19 protein-coding genes are annotated in these 20,772 nt (G+C 71.0%); 12 read left to right on the forward strand and 7 right to left on the reverse strand.

Annotated elements, in window-relative coordinates; genetic code table 11:
* Positions 1-38: 38 nt before the first annotated feature.
* Complete coding sequence (locus ACIRB4_RS14985; RefSeq protein ID WP_403291322.1) at positions 39-1,241, forward strand: MFS transporter; 1,203 nt, start codon at positions 39-41, stop codon at positions 1,239-1,241.
* 370 nt (positions 1,242-1,611) lie between these two features.
* On the opposite strand, the gene ACIRB4_RS14990 is transcribed toward ACIRB4_RS14985, so the two are convergent.
* The 3 genes from ACIRB4_RS14990 to ACIRB4_RS15000 form a co-directional block, all read right to left on the reverse strand.
* Positions 1,612-3,069, reverse strand: a complete 1,458-nt coding sequence (locus ACIRB4_RS14990) for a catalase (protein ID WP_403291323.1) — start codon at positions 3,067-3,069, stop codon at positions 1,612-1,614.
* A 169-nt stretch (positions 3,070-3,238) separates the two neighbouring features.
* The gene (locus ACIRB4_RS14995) at positions 3,239-4,129 is read right to left on the reverse strand and encodes a 2-hydroxy-3-oxopropionate reductase (protein ID WP_403291324.1); all 891 of its coding nucleotides are present in this window, start codon (positions 4,127-4,129) and stop codon (positions 3,239-3,241) included.
* A gap of 42 nt (positions 4,130-4,171) precedes the next feature.
* Positions 4,172-5,023 (reverse strand): TIM barrel protein, encoded by an 852-nt coding sequence (locus ACIRB4_RS15000; RefSeq protein WP_403291326.1) that lies wholly within the window; start codon positions 5,021-5,023, stop codon positions 4,172-4,174.
* Between the two features lie 140 nt (positions 5,024-5,163).
* Here ACIRB4_RS15000 and ACIRB4_RS15005 point away from each other — a divergent pair, with 140 nt between their 5' ends.
* The 9 genes from ACIRB4_RS15005 (at position 5,164) to ACIRB4_RS15045 (ending at position 13,195) form a co-directional block, all read left to right on the forward strand.
* Positions 5,164-5,445 carry a thiamine-binding protein gene (locus ACIRB4_RS15005; protein WP_403291838.1) on the forward strand — a complete coding sequence of 94 codons (282 nt, stop codon included), beginning with the start codon at positions 5,164-5,166 and terminating at the stop codon, positions 5,443-5,445.
* A 44-nt stretch (positions 5,446-5,489) separates the two neighbouring features.
* Complete coding sequence (locus ACIRB4_RS15010; protein WP_403291840.1) at positions 5,490-5,828, forward strand: helix-turn-helix domain-containing protein; 339 nt, start codon at positions 5,490-5,492, stop codon at positions 5,826-5,828.
* A 155-nt stretch (positions 5,829-5,983) separates the two neighbouring features.
* Entirely contained in the window at positions 5,984-6,499 is a 516-nt protein-coding gene (gene uraD, locus ACIRB4_RS15015) for a 2-oxo-4-hydroxy-4-carboxy-5-ureidoimidazoline decarboxylase (protein ID WP_403291328.1), read from the forward strand.
* Positions 6,496-6,885 (forward strand): hydroxyisourate hydrolase, encoded by a 390-nt coding sequence (gene uraH, locus ACIRB4_RS15020; protein WP_403291330.1) that lies wholly within the window; start codon positions 6,496-6,498, stop codon positions 6,883-6,885. Before uraD ends, uraH begins: the two co-directional genes overlap by 4 nt.
* Before the next feature lie 5 nt (positions 6,886-6,890).
* Positions 6,891-7,814 (forward strand): factor-independent urate hydroxylase, encoded by a 924-nt coding sequence (pucL, locus tag ACIRB4_RS15025; RefSeq protein WP_403291331.1) that lies wholly within the window; start codon positions 6,891-6,893, stop codon positions 7,812-7,814.
* 71 nt (positions 7,815-7,885) lie between these two features.
* On the forward strand, positions 7,886-9,295 hold the full coding sequence (locus ACIRB4_RS15030; protein ID WP_403291333.1) for a nucleobase:cation symporter-2 family protein: 1,410 nt from the start codon (positions 7,886-7,888) through the stop codon (positions 9,293-9,295).
* A 48-nt stretch (positions 9,296-9,343) separates the two neighbouring features.
* A complete protein-coding gene (locus tag ACIRB4_RS15035) occupies positions 9,344-10,732 on the forward strand; it encodes an 8-oxoguanine deaminase (protein ID WP_403291335.1) in 1,389 nt (462 codons plus the stop codon).
* A gap of 292 nt (positions 10,733-11,024) precedes the next feature.
* Positions 11,025-12,476 carry a nucleobase:cation symporter-2 family protein gene (locus tag ACIRB4_RS15040; protein ID WP_403291337.1) on the forward strand — a complete coding sequence of 484 codons (1,452 nt, stop codon included), beginning with the start codon at positions 11,025-11,027 and terminating at the stop codon, positions 12,474-12,476.
* Positions 12,473-13,195, forward strand: coding sequence for an aspartate/glutamate racemase family protein (locus ACIRB4_RS15045; protein WP_403291842.1), 723 nt, complete (start codon positions 12,473-12,475; stop codon positions 13,193-13,195). Before ACIRB4_RS15040 ends, ACIRB4_RS15045 begins: the two co-directional genes overlap by 4 nt.
* Before the next feature lie 190 nt (positions 13,196-13,385).
* Here the strand turns inward: ACIRB4_RS15045 and ACIRB4_RS15050 are convergent, their stop codons facing one another.
* Together ACIRB4_RS15050 and ACIRB4_RS15055 are read right to left on the reverse strand one after the other, a co-directional pair.
* Positions 13,386-13,976: a TIGR03086 family metal-binding protein gene (locus ACIRB4_RS15050; RefSeq protein WP_403291339.1), complete on the reverse strand. Its 591-nt coding sequence runs from the start codon at positions 13,974-13,976 to the stop codon at positions 13,386-13,388.
* Positions 13,977-14,057: 81 nt separating this feature from the next.
* Entirely contained in the window at positions 14,058-14,636 is a 579-nt protein-coding gene (locus ACIRB4_RS15055) for a hypothetical protein (protein ID WP_403291341.1), read from the reverse strand.
* A 144-nt stretch (positions 14,637-14,780) separates the two neighbouring features.
* Between ACIRB4_RS15055 and ACIRB4_RS15060 the strand changes: the two genes are divergently transcribed.
* Positions 14,781-15,731: a fibronectin type III domain-containing protein gene (locus ACIRB4_RS15060; RefSeq protein ID WP_403291343.1), complete on the forward strand. Its 951-nt coding sequence runs from the start codon at positions 14,781-14,783 to the stop codon at positions 15,729-15,731.
* Positions 15,732-15,785: 54 nt separating this feature from the next.
* Entirely contained in the window at positions 15,786-17,636 is a 1,851-nt protein-coding gene (locus tag ACIRB4_RS15065) for a hypothetical protein (protein ID WP_403291345.1), read from the forward strand.
* Positions 17,637-17,687: 51 nt separating this feature from the next.
* On the opposite strand, the gene ACIRB4_RS15070 is transcribed toward ACIRB4_RS15065, so the two are convergent.
* A complete protein-coding gene (locus tag ACIRB4_RS15070; RefSeq protein ID WP_403291347.1) occupies positions 17,688-18,845 on the reverse strand; it encodes a GDSL-type esterase/lipase family protein in 1,158 nt (385 codons plus the stop codon).
* Between the two features lie 279 nt (positions 18,846-19,124).
* Entirely contained in the window at positions 19,125-20,747 is a 1,623-nt protein-coding gene (aceB, locus tag ACIRB4_RS15075; RefSeq protein WP_403291349.1) for a malate synthase A, read from the reverse strand.
* Positions 20,748-20,772 lie beyond the last annotated feature (25 nt).

A 20,772-nucleotide genomic window follows, 5' to 3' on the forward strand; every position in this document is an offset into this window, starting at 1 on the left:
AGTAACGCCCGGCGCGGCGCTCCCGAAGACTCCGGATCATGCGCAGTTACCGCGACCTGTTCCGCACGCCCGAATACACCCCGCTCTTCCTCACCGCCGCCGTCCAGGTCGCCGCCCAGACGGTGGCCGGCCTCGGCCTGGCCACGCTCGTCTTCCGGTCCACCGGCTCGCCGTTCCTCTCGGCGCTCGCCCTTTTCGGCCCGTCCCTCGCCCAACTCCTGGGGGCGATCGCGCTGTTGTCGGCGTCCGACCGGCTGCCGCCGCGCGGCACCCTCGCCGGCGTCGCGCTGCTCCACGCCCTCGGCACCGCGGTCCAGGCCGTCCCCGGGCTGCCGGTGGGGGCGATCTTCGCGATCCTGCTCCTGGAGGGTCTGGCCGGCTCGGTGGGGGGAGGCGTCCGCTATGGACTGCTGACGGAGATCCTGGCCCGGGAGGGCTATCTGCTCGGTCGCTCGGTGATGAACATGGCCGCCGGGCTCTGCCAGATCGCCGGGTTCGCCACCGGCGGTCTGCTGGTCGTGCTCCTTTCGCCGCGCGGCGCGCTGCTGACCGGCGCCGCCCTCTATCTCCTGGCGGCGCTGATCGCCCGGACGGGTCTGTCCCGCCGGGCGCCGCGCGTCACCGGCCGGCCCTCGGCCGCGGAGACCTGGCGGACCAACGCCCGGCTCTGGTCCTCCCCGCCCCGCCGGCGCCTCTACCTCACCCTCTGGATTCCCAACGGCCTGATCGTCGGCTGCGAGTCCCTCTTCGTCCCGTACGCCCCCGAGCACGCCGGTCTCCTCTTCGCCTGCGGCGCGCTCGGGATGCTGGCCGGGGACACGGCCGTGGGCCGCTTCCTGCCGCCGGCCGCGCGTGCCCGCCTGGGCGCGCCGTTGCTGGCGCTCCTCGCGGCCCCCTACCTGCTCTTCGTACGGGATCCGGGACTGCCGCTCGCGGTCGCGGCCGTGACGGTGTCCGCGGTCGGCTACGGCGCGAGCCTCATCCACCAGGAGCGGCTGATGGCGCTGGTTCCCGAGGAGCTGAGCGGCCACGCGCTCGGGCTGCACACCTCCGGCATGCTCGCGCTGCAGGGGCTCAGCGCCGCTCTGGCGGGCGCGGTCGCCCAGTTCACCTCGCCGGGCACGGCCATGGCGCTGCTCGCCGGGGCCTCGCTCGTGGTCACCCTCACGCTCGTCCTCGCCGAGGGGCGTTCCACCGCACCGCGGCAGGCTCCCGAAAAGGACCGGCGGACGGCGGCGTGAGCGCCTCTCCGGACCCCGAGCGGGCACGCGAAAGAGCGCGGAACCAGGGACCGTAAACCTGGTTCCGCGCTCTCGTCTGAAACCGCCCGACGGTGCGAGGCTGGCGCGACAGGACGTTCGCGCCGCCGGGCGGAGCATAGGGGGAGGTGGGCGTTGGGACCGCGGCGGCGACGACGGGCGTCCAGGACGGTCCCCTTCCTTCAGGTCAAGAAGGGGAGCCGGACGTCCTTACCACCGCACTGGCTCGTCGCCGCCGCGGTCCTCACGCTGTCCGTACCGTCGGCCACCCCTCATCCGGGCCGCCGGTCCGGACGGCGTACGGCATCTGACCTCCCGTCGGATGCCGTACGCGGTCTGGTGACCGGGTGGGTCAGTCCTCGCGCAGGGCGCGGACGGCCTCTTCCACGCGCTTGCCGTACTCCGGGTCGGCGGCGGCGAAGTGCGCGATGTTCTTCTCGATGACGTCCTCGCGGGAGACCTGGGACAGACCGCCGGCGATGTTGGCGATCAGACGGCCCTTCTCGTCCTCGGACATCAGGCGGTAGAGCTCACCGGCCTGGAAGAAGTCGTCGTCCTTGTTGTGTCGCGGCGCCTCGTGCGTGCCGGTCCAGCCGGCGATGGCCAGCGGGGCGGAGAGAGCGGCGTCGGTCTGCGAGGGACCGGCGTACGAGTTGGGCTCGTAGTTCTTGTCCGTGCGCGAGCCGTTGCGGGTGGCCATGAAGCCGTCGCGGCCGTAGTTGTCCGCCACGGTCGCCTTGGGGGCGTTCACCGGGAGCTGGGTGTGGTTGACACCGAGGCGGTAGCGGTGGGCGTCGGCGTAGGCGAAGAGGCGGCCCTGGAGCATCTTGTCCGGCGACGGGCCGATGCCCGGGACGAAGTTGTTCGGGGAGAACGCGGCCTGCTCGACCTCGGCGAAGACGTTGTCCGGGTTGCGGTCGAGGACCAGACGGCCCACGCGCTGCAGCGGGTAGTCGGCGTGCGGCCACACCTTGGTGAGGTCGAACGGGTTGAAGCGGTAGTCCGCGGCCTCGGAGGCCGGCATGACCTGGACGTACAGGGTCCAGGAGGGGTTCACACCGCGCTCGATGGACTGCAGCAGGTCGGTCTGGTGCGAGTTGGCGTCCGAGCCGACGACCTCGGCGGCCTGCTCGGCGGAGAGGCAGCGGATGCCCTGGTTCGTCTTGAAGTGGTACTTGACGAAGAAGGCCTCGCCCGCCTCGTTGGTCCACTGGTAGGTGTGGGAGCCGTAGCCGTTCATGTGACGGTACGAGGCCGGGATGCCGCGGTCGCCCATCAGCCAGGTGATCTGGTGCGTCGCCTCGGGGGAGTGCGCCCAGAAGTCCCAGACGTTGTCCGGCTCCTGCTTGCCCGTGAAGGGGTCGCGCTTCTGGGAGTGGATGAAGTCGGGGAACTTGATCGGGTCCTTGATGAAGAACACCGGGGTGTTGTTGCCGACGAGGTCGTAGTTGCCCTCTTCGGTGTAGAACTTCAGGGCGAAGCCGCGCGGGTCGCGGACGGCGTCCGCGCCACCGAGCGAGTCGGCCACGGTCGAGAAGCGGATGAAGGTCTCGGTCCGCTTGCCGACCTCGGAGAGGAAGGCCGCCTTCGTGAAGCCCGTGACGTCGTCCGTCACCTCGAAGTAGCCGTACGCGCCGGAGCCGCGGGCGTGCACCACGCGCTCCGGGATCCGCTCACGGTTGAAGCGCGCGAGCTTCTCCAGCAGGTGCTGGTCCTGCAGGAGGATGGGGCCACCGACGCCGGCGGTGGCGGAGTTCTGGTTGTCGGCGACAGGGGCGCCGGACTCGGTCGTAAGCACGCGCTTCGACATCGTGACCTTCCGTACGGGAGCTGCACTGGAGACGGTGTCAGGAGCGTAAAGAGCCGCTGAAGCGAACGTCAACAGTTTGTTGAAAACGAAGGGGAGTGTTCCGGGTGGCGGCGGCGCCTGGGCGCGACAGGACAGGTTGTCAGCGCCGCCGCCACCCGGAAATCTGGGGTCAGACCTGCTGGCCGGAGAGGCGCTCGACGGCGCGGAGCAGGGCCGAGTGGTCCAGGCCGCCGTCACCCTGCGCACGCAGGGAGGCGACGAGCTGGGCGACGACGGCACCGACCGGAAGGGCCGCGCCGACGTTGCGGGCGGCGTCGGTGACGATGCCCATGTCCTTGTGGTGCAGGTCGATCCGGAAGCCGGGCTTGAAGTCCCGGTTCAGGAAGTTGTCCTTCTTGCGGGTCAGGACCGTGGAGCCGGCCAGACCGCCGTTGAGGACGTCCAGGGCGGCCTGGAGGTTCACGCCGGACTTCTCCAGGAAGACCACGGCCTCGGCGCACGCCTGGATGTTGACCGCGACGATGAGCTGGTTGGCGGCCTTCACCGTCTGGCCGGAGCCGTGCGGACCACAGAGGACGATGGTCTTGCCGAGGGCCTCCAGGATCGGCAGGGCCTCGTCGAAGTCGGCCTGCTCGCCACCCACCATGATCGACAGGACGGCCTCGATGGCGCCGGCCTCGCCGCCGGAGACGGGCGCGTCCAGGACGCGGATGCCCTTCTCCTTGGCGTTCTTGGCCAGGTCGACGGAGGTCTGCGGGGTGATCGACGACATGTCGATGATCAGCGCGCCGGACTTCGCGTTCTCCAGGATGCCGTTCTCGCCGTAGGCGATGGCCTCGACCTGGGGGGAGGCGGGCACCATGGTGATGACGACGTCGGCGTCCTTGACGGCCTCGGCGATCGACGCGGCGGCGGTGCCGCCGGCCTTGGCCAGCCGGTCCAGCTTGTCCTGCTCCAGGGTGAAGCCGGTGACGGAGTAGCCGGCCTTGATCAGGTTCTCGGACATGGGGGAGCCCATGATGCCGAGGCCGATCCATGCGATCTTGGGGAGATTGCTCATGGTGAGGGTGCCTCTCGAAAAACTGGTGGTACGGGGAGGAAGTCAGCGGGCCGCGCGGGCCTCGGCCGGGAGCCAGTCGAAGGACGCGGCGGCGTCGGCGGCCTTGTACTCCAGGCCGACCCAGCCGTCGTAACCGGCCTTCTTGAGCTCGTCGAGGAGCTGCGCCAGCGGCAGGTCGCCGGTGCCCGGCGCGCCACGGCCCGGGTTGTCGGCGATCTGGACGTGGCCGGTCTTGTCGGCGTACCGCGCGATGACCTCGCTGACGTCCTCGCCGTTCATCGACAGGTGGTAGATGTCGAGGAGGAACTTGGCGTTGCCGAGCCCGGTGGCGGCGTTGACCTTGTCGACGACCTCGATCGCGGAGGGGGCGCTCACCAGCGGGTAGAGCGGCGACTCCGGCTTGTTCAGGGTCTCGATCAGCAGGATCGCGCCGATCCGGTCGGCCGCGCGGGCGGCCAGGACCAGGTTCTCCAGGGCGAGGGCGTCCTGGATCTGCGGGTCCACGCCGTCGACGCGGTTTCCGTAGAGCGCGTTGAGCGCCTTGCAGCCGACGGAGGCCGCGAAGTCGGCCGCCACGTCGATGTTGGCGCGGAAGCGGTCCGACTCCTCACCGGGGACGGAGAGGGCGCCGCGGTCGGGGCCGGGCAGCTGTCCGGCGTAGAAGTTCAGGCCCACCAGCTGGGTGCCGGCGTCGTCCAGAGCCTTCTTGAGCGCGTCGAGCTCGCTCTGGTCGGGGGTGGCGGTGTCGATCCAGGGCCACCACAGCTCGACCGCGGTGAAGCCCGCCGCGGCGGCGGCCGCGGGGCGCTCCAGGAGCGGGAGTTCCGTGAAGAGGATCGACAGGTTCACATCGAAGCGCTGGTCCGTGACTGCGCCTTCTGAGAAGCGGGCCATGAGGGGCGGCGCTCCTTCCGTATTGCGGAAGTAACTTTCTGTCTGACGGAATGTTGCAAGCGGTGCGCCCCACTTGTCAAGAGCCTTCGGCAGGTCAGGGCTGCCGTCGGTCCACTCCTGGCCAGTAGCGTGGGGCCATGGTGCGTTTGAGAGTGGAGTTCACGACCGAGCCGTTCGACCTGGACGAGGCGCCCGCGCACGCGGTCGTGGCGCGGGAGGTCATCCAGGCGGCGGAGCTGGACGCGGTGGACGTCGGTCCGTTCGGCAACACCGCGGAGGGGCCCGCCGACGAGGTCCTGACCGCGGTCGACGCGCTGCTGCGCAGATCCCTGGCGGCCGGCGCGACCCGCGTCTCCCTCCAGGTCAACGTGATCGGCGAGAACGTGATCCGCGAGAACGTGATCGGGAAGGGCGAGAAGTGACCGAACACCCTCTGGTCGCCGCGGTGAAACCGCTGGTCGACGCCATGGGCGCCGAGATACTGGGGCCCGAGCAGGCCGAGCAGGACGACGTGGTGCTGGCGTGGGAGGGGGAGGACGTGCTCGCCGTTCGGCTGCCGCAGCTGTCCGACTCCCTCGACCACATCCTCGCCGCGATGGAACGGCGGCACGGGATGCCGCTGTCCGCCCTCGACCGCAAGGCCAAGCAGGAAGTCGTCCGGATGCTGGAGGCACGCGGTGCCTTCTCCGTGCGCCATGGGGTGGAGACGGTGGCCGGCGCCCTCGGGGTCAGCCGGTTCACCGTGTACAACTACCTGAACAGGGAGACCGCCCTGAACAGGGAAAAGACAGCCGAGAACGGCTAGTTGATCATGTCCGATCACGAGCCGCCGTCCAGATGTCGGGACGGCGGCTTTTGTGTGGCCGAGTTTTCAACAAAGTGTTGACGTGGTGTTTCTGAGGGCGTTAGCTATCCGCAGCCCGTCCGACGCACAGTGAAAAACAGCCACGGAGGCTTCCCGTGACTTCAGGTACGACTCCGGGCCTCGCCCGGTTCAACACCTCGGCGGACAGCGACGCTGTCGCCGCGCTCCACGAGGTGTGCTCCAGCTCGGCGTGGGGGAGCAAGCTCGTCGCCCAGCGCCCGTACGCCACCGTCGAAGCCCTCTTCCTCGCCAGCGACGCCGCGATGGCCGAACTGACCGCCGAGGATCTGGCCGAGGCGATGGCGGGCCACCCGCCGATCGGTCGACCGAAGGCCGGGGATCCGACCTCCTCCCGTGAACAGAGCGGGATGGCCGGGGCCTCCGAGGAGCTCAAGGCCGAGATGCTCGAACTCAACCTGGCCTATCAGGAGAAGTTCGGCCATGTCTTCCTCATCTGCGCCACCGGCAGGACCGGCGAGCAGATGCGCGACGCGGTCCGCGAGCGGATCGAGAACTCGCCCGAGGTGGAGCGGGAGATCGTCCGCACCGAACTGGGCAAGATCAACCGCATCCGCCTGACCCGTCTCGTAGAGGAAGAGAGCGCCGCATGAGTACCGACACCACCGCCTCGGTGTCCACCCACATCCTGGACACCAGCATCGGCCGCCCCGCCGAGGGCGTGGCCATCACGCTCGCGGCCCGGAGCGGCTCCGACGCGCAGTGGGTCACGCTCGGCGGCTCCGCCACCGACGCGGACGGGCGCTGCAAGGACCTGCCGGCCCTGCCGGAGGGCACCACCCACGTACGACTCGACTTCGAGGTCGAGGAGTACTTCTCCAACAAGCAAGCCGAGGCGCAGCAGGACGCCCCCCGCGTAAGGGACAGCGGTGCGTTCTTCCCGGAGGTGGCGATCACGTTCGCCGTCGAGCCGGGCGAGCACTACCACGTACCGCTGCTGCTCAACCCGTTCGGCTACTCCGTTTACCGAGGGAGCTAGCAGACATGCCCACGATTCTCGGCCAGAACCAGTACGGCAAAGCAGAGAACCGCGTCGTCAAGATCACGCGGGACGGCGACACCCACCACATCAAGGACCTGAACGTCTCCGTCGCCCTCTCCGGCGACCTCGACGACGTCCACCTGTCGGGTTCCAACGCCCACTGCCTGCCCACCGACACGACCAAGAACACCGTATTCGCCTTCGCCAAGGAGTACGGGATCGAGTCGGCGGAGCAGTTCGGCATCCACCTGGCGCGCCACTTCGTGACCAGCCAGGAGCCGATCCACCGGGCCCGGATCCGGATCGAGGAGTACGCCTGGGATCGCATCGCGACCTCGGACGCCAACTCCAAGTTCATCGGCTCCGACGAGGTGAACCACTCCTTCGTCCGCCAGGGCCAGGAGACCCGGGTCACCCAGATCACCTACGACGGCGAGAAGTGGGAGGTCATCTCCGGCCTCAAGGACCTCGTCGTGATGAACTCCACCAACTCGGAGTTCTGGGGCTACATCAAGGACAAGTACACGACGCTCCAGGAGGCGTACGACCGCATCCTGGCCACGCAGGTGTCCGGCCGCTGGCGCTTCAACTGGACCGACGACGACCAGCGCATGCCCAACTGGGAGCGGTCGTACGCCGAGACGAAGAAGCACATGCTCCAGGCCTTCGCCGAGACGTACTCCCTCTCGCTGCAGCAGACGCTGTACCAGATGGCCTCGCGGATCATCAACCACCGTTCGGAGATCGACGAGGTCCGCTTCTCGCTCCCGAACAAGCACCACTTCCTGGTGGACCTGGAGCCCTTCGGGCTCAAGAACGACAACGAGGTCTACTACGCCGCCGACCGCATGTACGGCCTCATCGAGGCCACGGTGCTGCGCGACGGAGCCACGGCGCACATCCCGGTCGACATGACCAACCTCTAAGCGGCACTGAGTAGCGGTCCCCGCCCGCCCGCAGTCGGGCGGGGCCGCCACCAGACCGGAGGGACCCACCCATGGCACAGCCCGCAGTCGGGCCGGCACCCCTAGAAGGCCCCTGTCCCACCCCACCGGAGTCGAGGACGTCACCCGTCCACCCGGTGGACGAGAAGCTTCCGCCCGCGCGGCTGGTTCCCGCCGCGCTCCAGCACATCGCCGCCATGTACGCGGGCGTCGTCACCCCTCCGCTGATCATCGGCCAGGCGGTCGGCCTGGACGCCGCCGGAATGACCCGGCTGATCGCCGCGAGCCTGCTCATCGCGGGTTGCGCCACCATCCTGCAGACCATCGGGGCCGGACGCTTCGCCGGCAACCGGCTCCCGTTCGTCAACGCGGCCTCCTCCGCCGGCATCGCGCCGATGCTGGCGATCGCCGAGACCAGCGCCCCCGGCCACCAACTCCCCGCCATCTACGGCGCGGTGATGGTCGCCGGAGTCTTCTGCCTCGCCGTCGGACCGTTCTTCGGCCGGCTGCTCCGCTTCTTCCCCCCGCTCGTCACCGGCGTCGTGATCACCCTCATCGGAGTGACCCTGATGCCCGTGCCGGTGAGCTGGGCCCAGGGAGGGAACAAGGAGGCCGCCGACTTCGGCGCCACCCGGTACCTGGCTCTGGCCGCCTTCACGCTCGTCGTGATCCTGCTCTTCCAGCGGTTCGGCAAGGGCTTCGTCAAGCAGATCGCCCTGCTGCTGGGCCTGTTCATCGGTACGCTCGCCGCGATCCCCTTCGGGATGGCCGACTTCGGCGCCCTGAGCGAAGCACCCGTCGCGGCGCTGCCCGGCCCCTTCGCCTTCGGCGCCCCGGAGTTCCAGCCCGCCGCGATCCTCTCGCTGTGCATCGTGATGCTCGTCCTGATGACCGAGTCCAGCGCCGGCATGCTCGCCCTCGGCGAGATCTGCGAGCGCAGGAGCGACGGGAGGACCATCACCCGGGGCCTGCGGACGGACGGCATCGCCACCCTCCTCGGACCCGTCTTCGGCGGCTTCCCCACCTCGGCCTTCGCCCAGAACGTCGGCGTCGTCTCGCTGACCCGGGTCCGCTCTCGCTATGTGGTGGCGGTCGCCGGCGGAGCCCTGCTCGTCCTCGGTGCCTTCCCCGTCCTCGGCGCGGTCGTCTCCATGGTCCCGATGCCCGTCCTCGGCGGCGCCGGCATCGTCCTCTTCGGCTCGATCGCCGTCTCCGGCATCCGTACGCTGTCCGAAGCGGGCCTCGACGACAGCTCCAACATCATCCTGGTGGCCGTCGCGCTCGGAGCGGGCATCATCCCGCTCGCCGCTCCCACCTTCTACGCCGGATTCCCGGCCTGGGCGCAGACCGTGCTCGGCTCCGGAATCAGCGCCGGCGCGCTCGTCGCCGTCACGCTCAATCTCTTCTTCCACCATCTCGGCACCCGGAGCCGTCACACGGCTCCGGCACTCAAATCCTCCTAGGGTCCTGCCGTGCCCACACCACCCCCGAGGAATGAAGGAAGCACCGCCATGGCAGCACCTTCGGCAGCCCAGCGCATCGTCATCGAGAACTGTGCGATCGCGACCGTAGACGCCAACGACACCGAGTACGCCTCCGGCCACCTCGTCATCGCCGGCAACAAGATCGAGTCCATCGGCGCCGGCAAGGCGCCGGAGGGCCTGGAGAACGTGGTACGCCGGATCGACGCTACCGGACACCTGGTGACGCCCGGTCTGATCAACACCCACCACCACTTCTACCAGTGGATCACCCGGGGCCTGGCCACCGACCACAACCTCTTCAACTGGCTGGTCGCGCTCTACCCGACCTGGTCGCGGATCGACGAGTCGATGGTGCGCGTGGCCGCCCAGGGCTCCCTGGCGATGATGGCCCGTGGCGGTGTCACCACCGCCATGGACCACCACTACGTCTACCCGAAGAACTCCGGCGACCTGTCGGGCGCCATCATCGGTGCCGCCTCCGACATGGGCGTGCGCTTCACCCTCGCCCGCGGCTCCATGGACATGAGCGAGAAGGACGGCTTCCTGCCGCCGGACTTCGCCGTCGAGACCACCGAGGGCGCGCTGGCCGCGACCGAGGAGACGGTGAAGAAGCACCACGACGCCTCCTTCGACTCCATGACCCAGGTCGCCGTCGCGCCCTGCTCGCCTTTCTCCGTCTCCACCGCGCTGCTCAAGCAGGGCGCCGAGCTGGCGCGCCGCCTCGGGGTGCGGATGCACACGCACGGCTCGGAGACGGTCGAGGAGGAGAAGTTCTGCCACGAGCTCTTCGGCATGGGCCCGACCGACTACTTCGAGTCGACCGGCTTCCTCGGCGAGGACGTGTGGATGGCGCACTGCGTCCACATGAACGACTCCGACATCGCCGCCTTCGCCCGTACGAAGACCGGTGTCGCGCACTGCCCCTCCTCCAACGCGCGTCTGGCCGCCGGCATCGCCCGCGTCCCCGACATGCTCAAGGCGGGCGTGCCGGTCGGCCTCGGCGTGGACGGCACCGCCTCCAACGAGTCGGGCGAACTCCACACCGAGCTGCGCAACGCGCTCCTCATCAACCGCCTCGGCGCCCACCGCGAGGCCGCGCTCAACGCCCGCCAGGCCCTGCGCCTGGGGACGTTCGGCGGTGCGCAGGTCCTCGGCCGCGCCGACTCGATCGGTTCGCTGGAGGCCGGCAAGCTCGCCGACCTCGTCCTGTGGAAGATCGACGGCATCGGGCACTCCTCGATCGCCGACCCGGTCACCGCCCTCGTCTTCGGCGCTGCCGCACCGGTGACGGCCTCGTTCGTCAACGGCAAGCAGATCGTCGAGAACAACCGCCTGCTGTTCGCGGACGAAGAAGCCATCGCCCGCGACGCGCGCGCGGAGGCACAGCGCCTGGCCCGCATCACGGCCCAGGGCTGACCTCCCCATGGAGTCCGACCGAGGGGGACGGCCCTCGGTCGGTCGCCACGGACCCGAGCGGGGCCCGTGGCCGGCTGGACGGGGGGTGTCCGTACGTAAAGAGGTACGGCACCCCCCGGACGGTCGACATCGTGTCCACCCCTCCCGGGACACCTGAGCGTGGCGCCCCCAGGCCGACGCGAACGCACTTCCTCACGACCCGCACAGCGTGAGGCGCAGCAACCGCACCACTTCGCACCACCTCCCTGACACCCGCGTCACCGCCGACGTGTAACCGACCGGAGGAACCGCCGTGGCCGCCAAGCCCAGGTTTCGCAAAGATGCAGAAGACGCAGGCGCCGACACCGAAGACCGGATCAAGCATCCGGTCGACGAGACGTTGCCGCCCCTGAGGATGTTCACCAGCGGCCTCCAGCATGTGGCCGCCATGTACGCGGGCGTGGTGGCCCCGCCGCTGATCGTCGGAGCCGCCGTCGGACTCTCCGGTACCGAGCTGACGTTCCTCACCGGAGCCAGCCTCTTCACCGCCGGACTCGCCACCTTCCTCCAGACGCTCGGCGTCTGGAACATCGGCGCCCGACTGCCGTTCGTCAACGGCGTCACCTTCGCCGGTGTCGCCCCGATGCTCGCGATCGTCGACACCACCGACGACAAGGCCGACGCCCTGCCGATCATCTTCGGCGCGATCATCGTCGCCGGTGTGCTCGGCTTCATCGCCGCCCCGTACTTCTCCAAGCTGGTCCGCTTCTTCCCGCCGGTGGTCACCGGCACCGTGATCACCCTCATCGGTGTGTCGCTGCTGCCGGTCGCCTTCGGCTGGGCCCAGGGGCCCAACCCGGCGGCAGAGGACTACGGCTCGACCACCTTCCTCACCCTCGCCGCCCTCACCCTCGTGGTGGTCCTGGTGCTGCGCCGCTTCACCCGCGGCTTCCTGAAGCAGATCGCCGTCCTGGTCGGTCTGGTCATCGGCACCCTGATAGCGATTCCCTTCGGTGTCACGGACTTCAGCCCGGTGACGGAGGCGGACATCGTCGGCTTCCCGACGCCGTTCCACTTCGGTGCCCCGCAGTTCGCCCTCGCCGCGATCATCTCGATGTGCGTGGTCATGCTGGTGTCGATGACCGAGTCGACCGCCGACATGCTGGCGCTCGGAGAGATCGTCGACCGGCCGGCGGACGAGAGGACCATCGCCGCCGGACTGCGGGCCGACACCCTGGGCTCCGCGATCAGCCCCCTGTTCAACGGCTTCATGTGCAGCGCCTTCGCCCAGAACATCGGTCTGGTCGCGATGACGAAGATCCGCAGCCGGTTCGTCGTCGCCTGCGGCGGCGGCTTCCTGGTCCTGATGGGCCTCTCGCCGGTCATGGCCTCCCTGATCTCGGTCGTCCCGCGTCCGGTGCTCGGCGGGGCGGGGGTCGTCCTCTTCGGCTCGGTCGCGGCGAGCGGTATCCAGACGCTGGTCAAGGCCGGCCTGGAGAAGGACAACAACGTGCTGATCGTGGCGGTCTCGCTGGCCGTCGGCATCATCCCGATCACGGAGCCGGAGTTCTACCACGCCTTCCCGGAGACCGCGAAGATCATTTTGGACTCGGGCATCTCGACCGGCTGTGTCGCGGCGGTCCTGCTGAACCTGGTCTTCAACCACCTGGGCAAGCACCGGGACGACGACACCGTCACGGCGCCCATGGAGCCGGGCGAGGAGATCTCCGAGACCCGCACGGCCAAGGCGGCGCACGTCCACTGAGCGCGCCCCGTCCCTCCGCCGAGCCGGCTCCCGCGTCCGACGCGGGGGCCGGCCGCGCGCGTACGGTCGTCCTCGTCAACCCCAACACCTCCCGGTCCACGACGGCGATGATGACCGCGATCGCCCGGCGCACACTGGGCCCGTCGGTCCGGCTGCGCGGGGTGACCGTGGCGCGAGGCCCGCGCATGCTCACCGACCCGGCGGCGCTCCGGGCCGCCACGCCCGAGGTCGTCGCCGCCGGCCGCCGCGCCCTGGCCGCCGGCGACTGCGCGGCCCTTCTGGTGGCCGCCTTCGGCGACCCGGGCCTGGACGAACTCCGGGCCGTGACCGATGTCCCGGTCGTCGGTATCGGCGAGGCGTCCCTCCTGGAGGCGTCCGCCGCCGGAACCCCCTTCGGCATCGCGACCACGACCCTCCTCCTGGCGGACGCCATCGCCCACCGGGTCGCCCGCCTCGGCCTCAGCCCTCTCTTCACCGGCCTCCGCCTGACCGAGGGAGGCCCCGAACGCCTGGCCTCCCACCCCGACTCGCTCCGCGAGAGCCTGGCCCACGCCGTGGAGCAGTGCGTCGTACGGGACGGCGCACGCTCCGTCGTCATCGGCGGCGGCCCGCTCGCCGCCGCGGCCGAATCCCTCCGCCCTCGCTTCACGATCCCCCTGATCGCCCCGGTCCCGGCGGCCTGCCGGGCAGCCGCACGGCTACTGAAGGGCACGCCCTGAGGGCAACGCCGGGCGGCCCGCACATCGTTCGCGCGAAGGCCGTTCGCCCGAAGGTCGTTCGCTCGGCCCGCCGGCCCGGGCCGCGGCGGCTGAGGACAGCACCGGGCTGCGCCGCGGTTCTTCTCCATGCTCAGCCCGGCTCGCGGCCGCTGAGGCTCGGGCCGGGCGGCGCCGCCGTCGTCTCCTCGGCTCAGGCCGGGCGCCAGCCCGGGTCGCGGCCGCTGAGGCCGATCACGCGGTCGAGGTGAGGCGCGTCCTCGGGGACCGGGACGACCGGGCCGAAGAAGCCCTCCTCTCCGGAGGAACCGTCCGAGGGCGTCAACAACTCCTCGCAGGACGCCAGCTCCGCCTCCCCGACCTCGTACTCCCGCCCCGTCGCCCGGGCCAGGTCCCAGCCGTGGATCACCAGCTCGTCGAGGGCGATCCGGCCCATCACGGAAGCCGGCAGTTCGATCCCGCCCGCCTGTGTGTCCCCCTCCCAGGCGCCGGGCTCCCGCCAGGCCGCCGCCAGTTCGTCCAGTGCCTTCGGCAGCGCCGTGCGCCAGTCGTCCTCCAGCACCGGCAGGGCGGAGTCGGGCGCGGTGTTCGTCGTCGGGCCGAAGTCCTTCCGGGCCGCGTCGCGGAAGGCCACGCTCAGCCCCAGCAGGTGGGCGAGCAACTCCCGTACGGCGTAGTCGGGGCACGGTGTCGGGTCCCCGAGCCGTTCGTCCTCCACGGCCGCCGCCAGCCGCGCGACGCGCTCCGCGGCGGCTCCCAGATCGATGTGTGTCGTCTTCTCCATGGAGGGCAGACCGTCCGGCCCGCCGAAACTCATCGCCGGGCCCCGACGGATCGCCGTGCCCCGGCGGACGCCCCACCGCACTCACCGCTCCACCCCGATCCGCCGTCGGCACTCCCGCGCCAGCGCGGGATACGCCTCCGCGATCGCCTCGTACAGCCGCGTCCGCAGCAGACGTTCGGCCTCCGCCCTCCCCGTCGAGCCGTACAGCCCGTCCAGCAGCGTGTCGTACCGCGACAGCGCGTGCCGCAGATAGCTCACCTGCCATCGCACCAGCGCCCCCGCCACCACCCCGCCCGGGCCGCGGGCCCCGAGCAGATGCCGATGGCGCACCGCCCTGCGCTCCAGTTCCGCCGCCGGAAGGCGCGGCACCACGATCGGCTCCGCCCGGATGGCCGCGAGCACAGCCCGGCGCCGACGCTCCGCCCCCGCCTCGGCCACCGCCGACCCGGTGCCCGAGGCGGCCGCGCAGCGCCCGAACTCCGGCGTCCGCTCCACCGCCTCCACCCGCGCCAGCAGATACAGCCGTACGGGCGCGATCGACCACCGCCGCGGGTCCCGCCCCTGCACATCCGGCTCACCCAGCAGGTCCCGCACCATCGCGTCGGTCCAGCCGCGCTCCCGCAGCCCGACGAGCGTCACATAGGTCGCACGGTCCGTCATGATTCCCCCCTCGATCTCGTCACGGAGAGTGACGAATCAAGTCAAGCGCACCCCACTGACAACGACCCCGCTCCGCCCTCTTGTCGCGCACAGCCCCCGGATGCCATAAAGGTCTGGACCATGTCGACGGACGGAGCCCTTCCCATGCAACGCCCGCTCGCCACAGCCCTGTTGAGCGCCGCCCTGCTCTGCCTCGCGGCTTGCGGAGGCGGCCCGCCGAAGGACACCACCGCCCCCACCACCCCCACCGGAGTCACCGCCTCCGCGGGCAGCGCGCACACCGTCCACGTCATGTGGAGCCCCGCCGCCGACGACCGCGCCGTCACCGCCTACGAGGTCTACCAGCAGGGCCGCAAGGTCAGGGACCTCCCCGCCACGACCCTCATGACGGACGTCCTCGACCTCGCGCCCGCCACCCCGTACGCCTTCACCGTCCGCGCCCGCGACGCGGCCGGGAACCGCTCCCCGCACAGCGCCGCCGTCCCCGCCACCACCCTCGCGGCGACGGCCGGCGACCGCACCGCCCCCTCACGCCCCACAGCCCTGCGCGCCACCGCCGACGGCAGCCACGCGGCCACCCTGACCTGGGCACCGGCCCGCGACGACACCCGCGTCACCGCCTACGACATCTACCAAGCGGACTCCCGCGTCCACACCGTCCCCGGCACGGCCACCACCGCCCGGGTCACCGGCCTGCGCCCCGGCACCATCTACTCCTTCACCGTCCGCGCCCGCGACGCCGCCGAGAACTCCTCGCCGGACAGCGCCCCCGCCGACCTCACCACCGCCAAGGCCCCCGGCGCCGCCCCCGACACCGCCCCCGCGGACCTGAAGGCGACGGCCACCAGGCGCGAGATCACCCTCACCTGGATCCCGCCGAAGACCGGCGCCCCGGTCAGAGAGCACCAGCTCCACCTGAACGAGAAGTTCGCCACCACCATCATCTGGGGCGCCGCACCGCCCCCCGGCCGCGCCACCTACACCCTCACCGTCACCGACCCCCCGGGCACCCGCTACAGCGTCAAACTCCGCGCCAAGCTCCCCGACGGCACCTGGGGTGACTTCTCCGCCCAGCGGACCGTTGTCGTCCCATGACGGCGCCCCCCGCGCCTTCGGCGTCCGGCCCCCGCCGGAACTACCCTTGAAGGCGTGGCTGGCACCGTGCTCACCAACACCGGACTCGACGCGTTCCTCGACGGGACCCCGGAGCTCCGTGACCCCCCGTCCGTCCGCGCCGCCGACGCCGTACTGAGCCTGCTGGCGCTGCGCGGGGCGGATCGCCGCAGCGGGCTGCCGGAGCCGACCGTCGGATTCGTGCGGCATCTGCTCGTGGAGGACGCGCCGGCGTTCGTCTACGCGACGCCCGAGGAGCTGAAGGCGTACCCGGCCGTGCTCGTCGCCCTCACCGAGCGGGTGCGGGAGGCCGGGCGGCTCAACGCGAAACGGCAGGCACGGATCGTGGCCGCGATCGAGGAGACCGTGCCCGATTTCGAGCGGGCGATGAACGATCCCGGCAACCTCACCTGGCAGCGCTGGTACGCCTCGCTCCTGCGGGCCGACGGCGCCGACCCCGCCGATCCCGACGCCGTACGGGCCTGGCTCGTCGCCCACCAGGGCGTGACGCCCCCGGACGGGCTGCACCGGGCCGACCTGATGAACCGGAGCCTCGTCGCCGACACGGTGCTCGCCGAGCTGCTGAGCACGGCGTACGTACGGGATGCCGAGACGCCGTCGGCCGCCGGGCCGCTGCTGTCGGACGCGGACGTGTCGCACGGGGTGGGCCGGCTGGCCGGCCGGCTGGTCGACCGCTGGACCGCGGAAGGGCTCGCGGAAGCCCTCACCGGCCCGTACGCGCACCTCGCGCCGGGACCCGACGCCTTCCCCCACCTCACCCTCGCCGACACCCTCCTCGACGAGCACCTCGACTACTACGGCGACGCCTGGGCCCCGCTGCCGCCCCCGCCCGTGGAGGCCCACGACCCCCAGCGCTCCGTCGAGGACGGGGCGGACCGGCTGGCCACGGCCGTCGAGGAGATGAAGGGCGAGACCGGCGGACTGTACGACGGTGAGGCGGCCCACCTGCTCTACGCCCTCTACCAGCGCGGATCCTGCGCCGAGTCCGTCGCGCGCAGGGCCGCCGAGTTCGAGGACTGGCCCGTCGACCCGCGCCAGGAGGACGCCCCGGTCATGGTCCCCGCGGAGGCGCCCGACGGGTACGAGGTCCCGTCGGCGGAGGAGCTGTCGCGCCTCTGCGGAACGGCGGTCTCCGTCACCGAGGCCGACCGTGCCCGGCTCGAAGCCCCCGCCCGGGCCATGGCCGACGCCGTCGACCGGCTCGCGGCCACCGGCATGGTCTTCCGTACCGGCGACGCCTTCGGCCTCACCCTCCAGGGCATCGAGGTGGTCCGCTACCTCCTGAGCGTCGGCCATGTCGCCGCCCCCGACGCCGCCGAGGTCGCGGCCTGGGACGCCCCCACCGTGGTCGCCGCCGCCGAAGGGTGGTCCGCCTCCGCCGCCGGGCGCGTACTGGCCGACTGGCTCCACGCGCGCGGGGACACCGTCGAAGCGTGGTCTCAGCTCATCACGGCCTTCGGCACCGTGAACGCCGGCACCTGGGAGGCCGCCGACACCCGGGCCCTCTTCGGCTTCCTCGACACCGGCACCGCGCCCTCCGAGGCCCTGCGGAAGGCCCTCGGCGACCCGGTGATGGGCGCCTACGCCTTCGAGGTCCTGCACGCCCGCGGCGAGCCCGCGGACGAGGCCCTCGTCCCGCTCTCCGCCCAGGCCGTCCTCCTCCTGGACCGGCTGCGCCGCGCGGACGGGCGGACCCTGTTGGACGCGGCGGCCGCGGACTGGCCGGGCGGCGCCCCCGCGCTGGTCAAGGAGATGACGGCGGCCGACCCGCACCGGGCCGAGCGGGTCCTGCCCCCGCTGGGCATCGACGTGCCGGCGCCGAAGAAGGGACGGGCACGGCGCGCGGGACGCCGCCGCACCCGCTGAGCCCACCGGGAGGCCGCCCCGCCCGCTGAACCCCCCGGCAACAGAGGGGGGTCAGGACACGGTCGTCAGATACATCCCCGACGCTCCGGTCCCCGCCGTGTTGCGGCAGCTGTGGTCCCCGCTGGGCCGGGCGTGGATCAGCGAGAGACAGCGGCCGAGCGCCAACTGCCCGTAGTAGTTGGGGTGCATGTTCTCCTGGAGGGGCCCCTGGGTCTCGTTCTGGTCGATCCAACGCGCCCACTCACTGGTCGTGGCCGAGGCCGGCACGGCCGAACTGACCTGCTTGCTGGCCTTCGCGCACACCTCGCGGCCCTGCAGCATGTCGCGCAGATCCATGAACTGGACGCCCTTCGCCGCGGCGACGCCCTTGAGGCGGTTCGCGATCTGCGGCACGAGCGAGTCCCGCGCCCAGTCGGAGTCCCGGTTCCAGAACGGGCAGCCGCCCGTGTCGGTGCGGCTCCAGCCGCTCTCCGCGTACCGGTTCTCCGCGGCGCGCGGGATGGGCGAGGGGTACGACTGGAGCACGATCCGGTAGTCGGAGGCGGCGTAGCCGGCCGCCGTCATCACCGCCCGGATCTCGTCGACGGACTTGCCGACCTGCGCCATCACACCGTCGATCTTCGCGTCGACGACCTGCTGCTGGTCGTCGTGGCAGTACGAGTACCAGATGATGTAGTCCGTCGCGCACTTCGTGACGATGTCGGCGAAGCCCAGGTCGTTGCCCCCGATCGACAGCACGATCAGCTCGACGTCGTGCGAGGCGGCGATCGGGGCGAGCTGGTCGGCCTGCGGAGCCTCGCCCTTGTACGACAGCCCGCCGTTCGCGGCGCGGAAGACGTTCTGGGTCGTGGCGCCCGAGCAGGCCAGGTTGATCAGCGCCGAGGCGATCCCGGTCGCGCTGCGCACCTCCGCCGAGTCCGACCGGTGGCATCCGTTGGCGGCGGTGGTTCCGTAGACCCGGCCAGGATCGTACGTACTCCCGGTCCACGCCCGGTCGGTTCCGTTGCGGCTGCCGCTGGTGGTGAGGCTGTTGCCCTGCCAGCGCCCGGCCTCGCCGGAGATGTAGCTGTCGCCCATCGACACGACGGCGGTGGGCCCGGAACCGGGGCTCGCCACGGCGGGGGAGGCGGTCCCGGTGGCCGTCAGCGCGGCGGCGGCGAGGGACAGGGCGAGAAGCCCGCGAACGGCGCGGCGAGGGGAAGAGCGCATGGCTGTGTGCTCCTGCGTCGGTGCAGAGGAGTGGGGGACAGCCGCCGGCCGGTGGCATGCGGAATCTGGCACGCCGTGGCTTGTTACCGCTAGGTAGCGGTCGATCTCGGTTGCGTCACAGGCCCTGTGAAACGCCCCGGAGCGAAAGTCGGCTCCGCCCCCGGTGCTGTGCGTACACCGTGGGCGGAGCCTGTTCGGGAGGACTGTTCGGCCGCTGTGCGGTCAGCCGTCAGTCGTTCCGCTTACGGGGTGATCAGCCGGTCAGCTGGCCCACCCGGTTCAGCCGGTCAGCTGGTCGTACGCCGGGAGCGTCAGGAAGTCGGCGTAGTCGGCGTCGAGCGAGACGCGCAGGAGCAGGTCGTGGGCCTGCTGCCACTTGCCGGCCGTGAAGGCCTCCTCGCCGATCTCCTCGCGGATCGCGGCCAGTTCCTCCGCCGCGACCTTGCGGGCCAGCTCAGGGGTGGCGCGCTCGCCGTTCTCGAAGACGACGCCGGCGTTGATCCACTGCCAGATCTGCGAGCGCGAGATCTCGGCGGTGGCCGCGTCCTCCATCAGGTTGAAGATGGCGACGGCGCCGAGGCCGCGCAGCCACGCCTCGATGTAGCGGATGCCGACCTGGACGGCGTTGTGCAGACCCTCGTAGGTGGGGCTGGCGTCGAGCGAGTCGATGGCGATCAGGTCACCGGGCGCCACGGAGACGTCCTCACGGAGGCGGTCCTTCTGGTTCGGCTTGTCGCCGAGGACCGCGTCGAAGGAGGCCATCGCGATCGGGACCAGGTCCGGGTGCGCGACCCACGAGCCGTCGAAACCGTCGCCGGCCTCGCGGTCCTTGTCCGCCTTGACCTTCTCGAACGCGACCTTGTTCACCTCGGCGTCGCGCCGCGACGGGATGAAGGCGGCCATGCCGCCGATCGCGTGCGCGCCGCGCTTGTGGCAGGTGCGGACGAGGAGTTCGGTGTACGCGCGCATGAACGGGGCCGTCATCGTGACCGCGTTGCGGTCCGGCAGGACGAACTTGGCGCCGCCGTCACGGAAGTTCTTCACGATGGAGAACAGGTAGTCCCAACGCCCGGCGTTGAGGCCCGCCGCGTGGTCGCGGAGCTCGTAGAGGATCTCCTCCATCTCGTACGCGGCCGTGATCGTCTCGATCAGGACGGTGGCGCGCACGGTGCCCTGCGGGATGCCGACGTAGTCCTGCGCGAAGACGAAGATGTCGTTCCAGAGGCGGGCCTCCAGGTGCGACTCCGTCTTCGGCAGGTAGAAGTACGGGCCCTTGCCGAGCTCGATGAGGCGCTTGGCGTTGTGGAAGAAGTACAGGCCGAAGTCGACCAGCGCGCCGGGGACCGGGCGGCCCTCGAACGTCAGGTGGCGCTCCTCCAGGTGCCAGCCGCGCGGCCGCATGACCACCGTGGCCAGCTCGTCGGCGGGCTTCAGGGCGTACGACTTGCCCGACTTCGGGTCCGTGAAGTCGATGTTCCGGGTGTACGCGTCGATCAGGTTGACCTGCCCGAGGACCACGTTCTCCCAGGTCGGGGCCGAGGCGTCCTCGAAGTCGGCGAGCCACACCTTGGCGCCGGAGTTCAGCGCGTTGATCGTCATCTTGCGGTCGGTCGGACCGGTGATCTCGACACGGCGGTCGTTCAGGGCCGCCGGCGCCGGCGCGACCCTCCAGGACTCGTCGGCACGGATCGCCGCGGTCTCCGGGAGGAAGTCGAGCGTGGAGGTGCGGGCGATCTCGGCGCGGCGCTCGGCCCGGCGGGCGAGGAGCTCGTCCCGGCGCGGGGTGAACCGCCGGTGCAGCTCCGCCACGAAGGCGAGGGCCGCGTCGGTGAGCACCTCCTCCTGCCTCGGCAGGGGCGCGGCTTCGACGACGGCCAGGGGGGACGGCGCTGGTGCGGACATGAACTGTCACTTCCTTCAGCGGGCT

It is taken from the genome of Streptomyces sp. NPDC093600, from assembly GCF_044764755.1.
GTDB lineage: Bacteria > Actinomycetota > Actinomycetes > Streptomycetales > Streptomycetaceae > Streptomyces.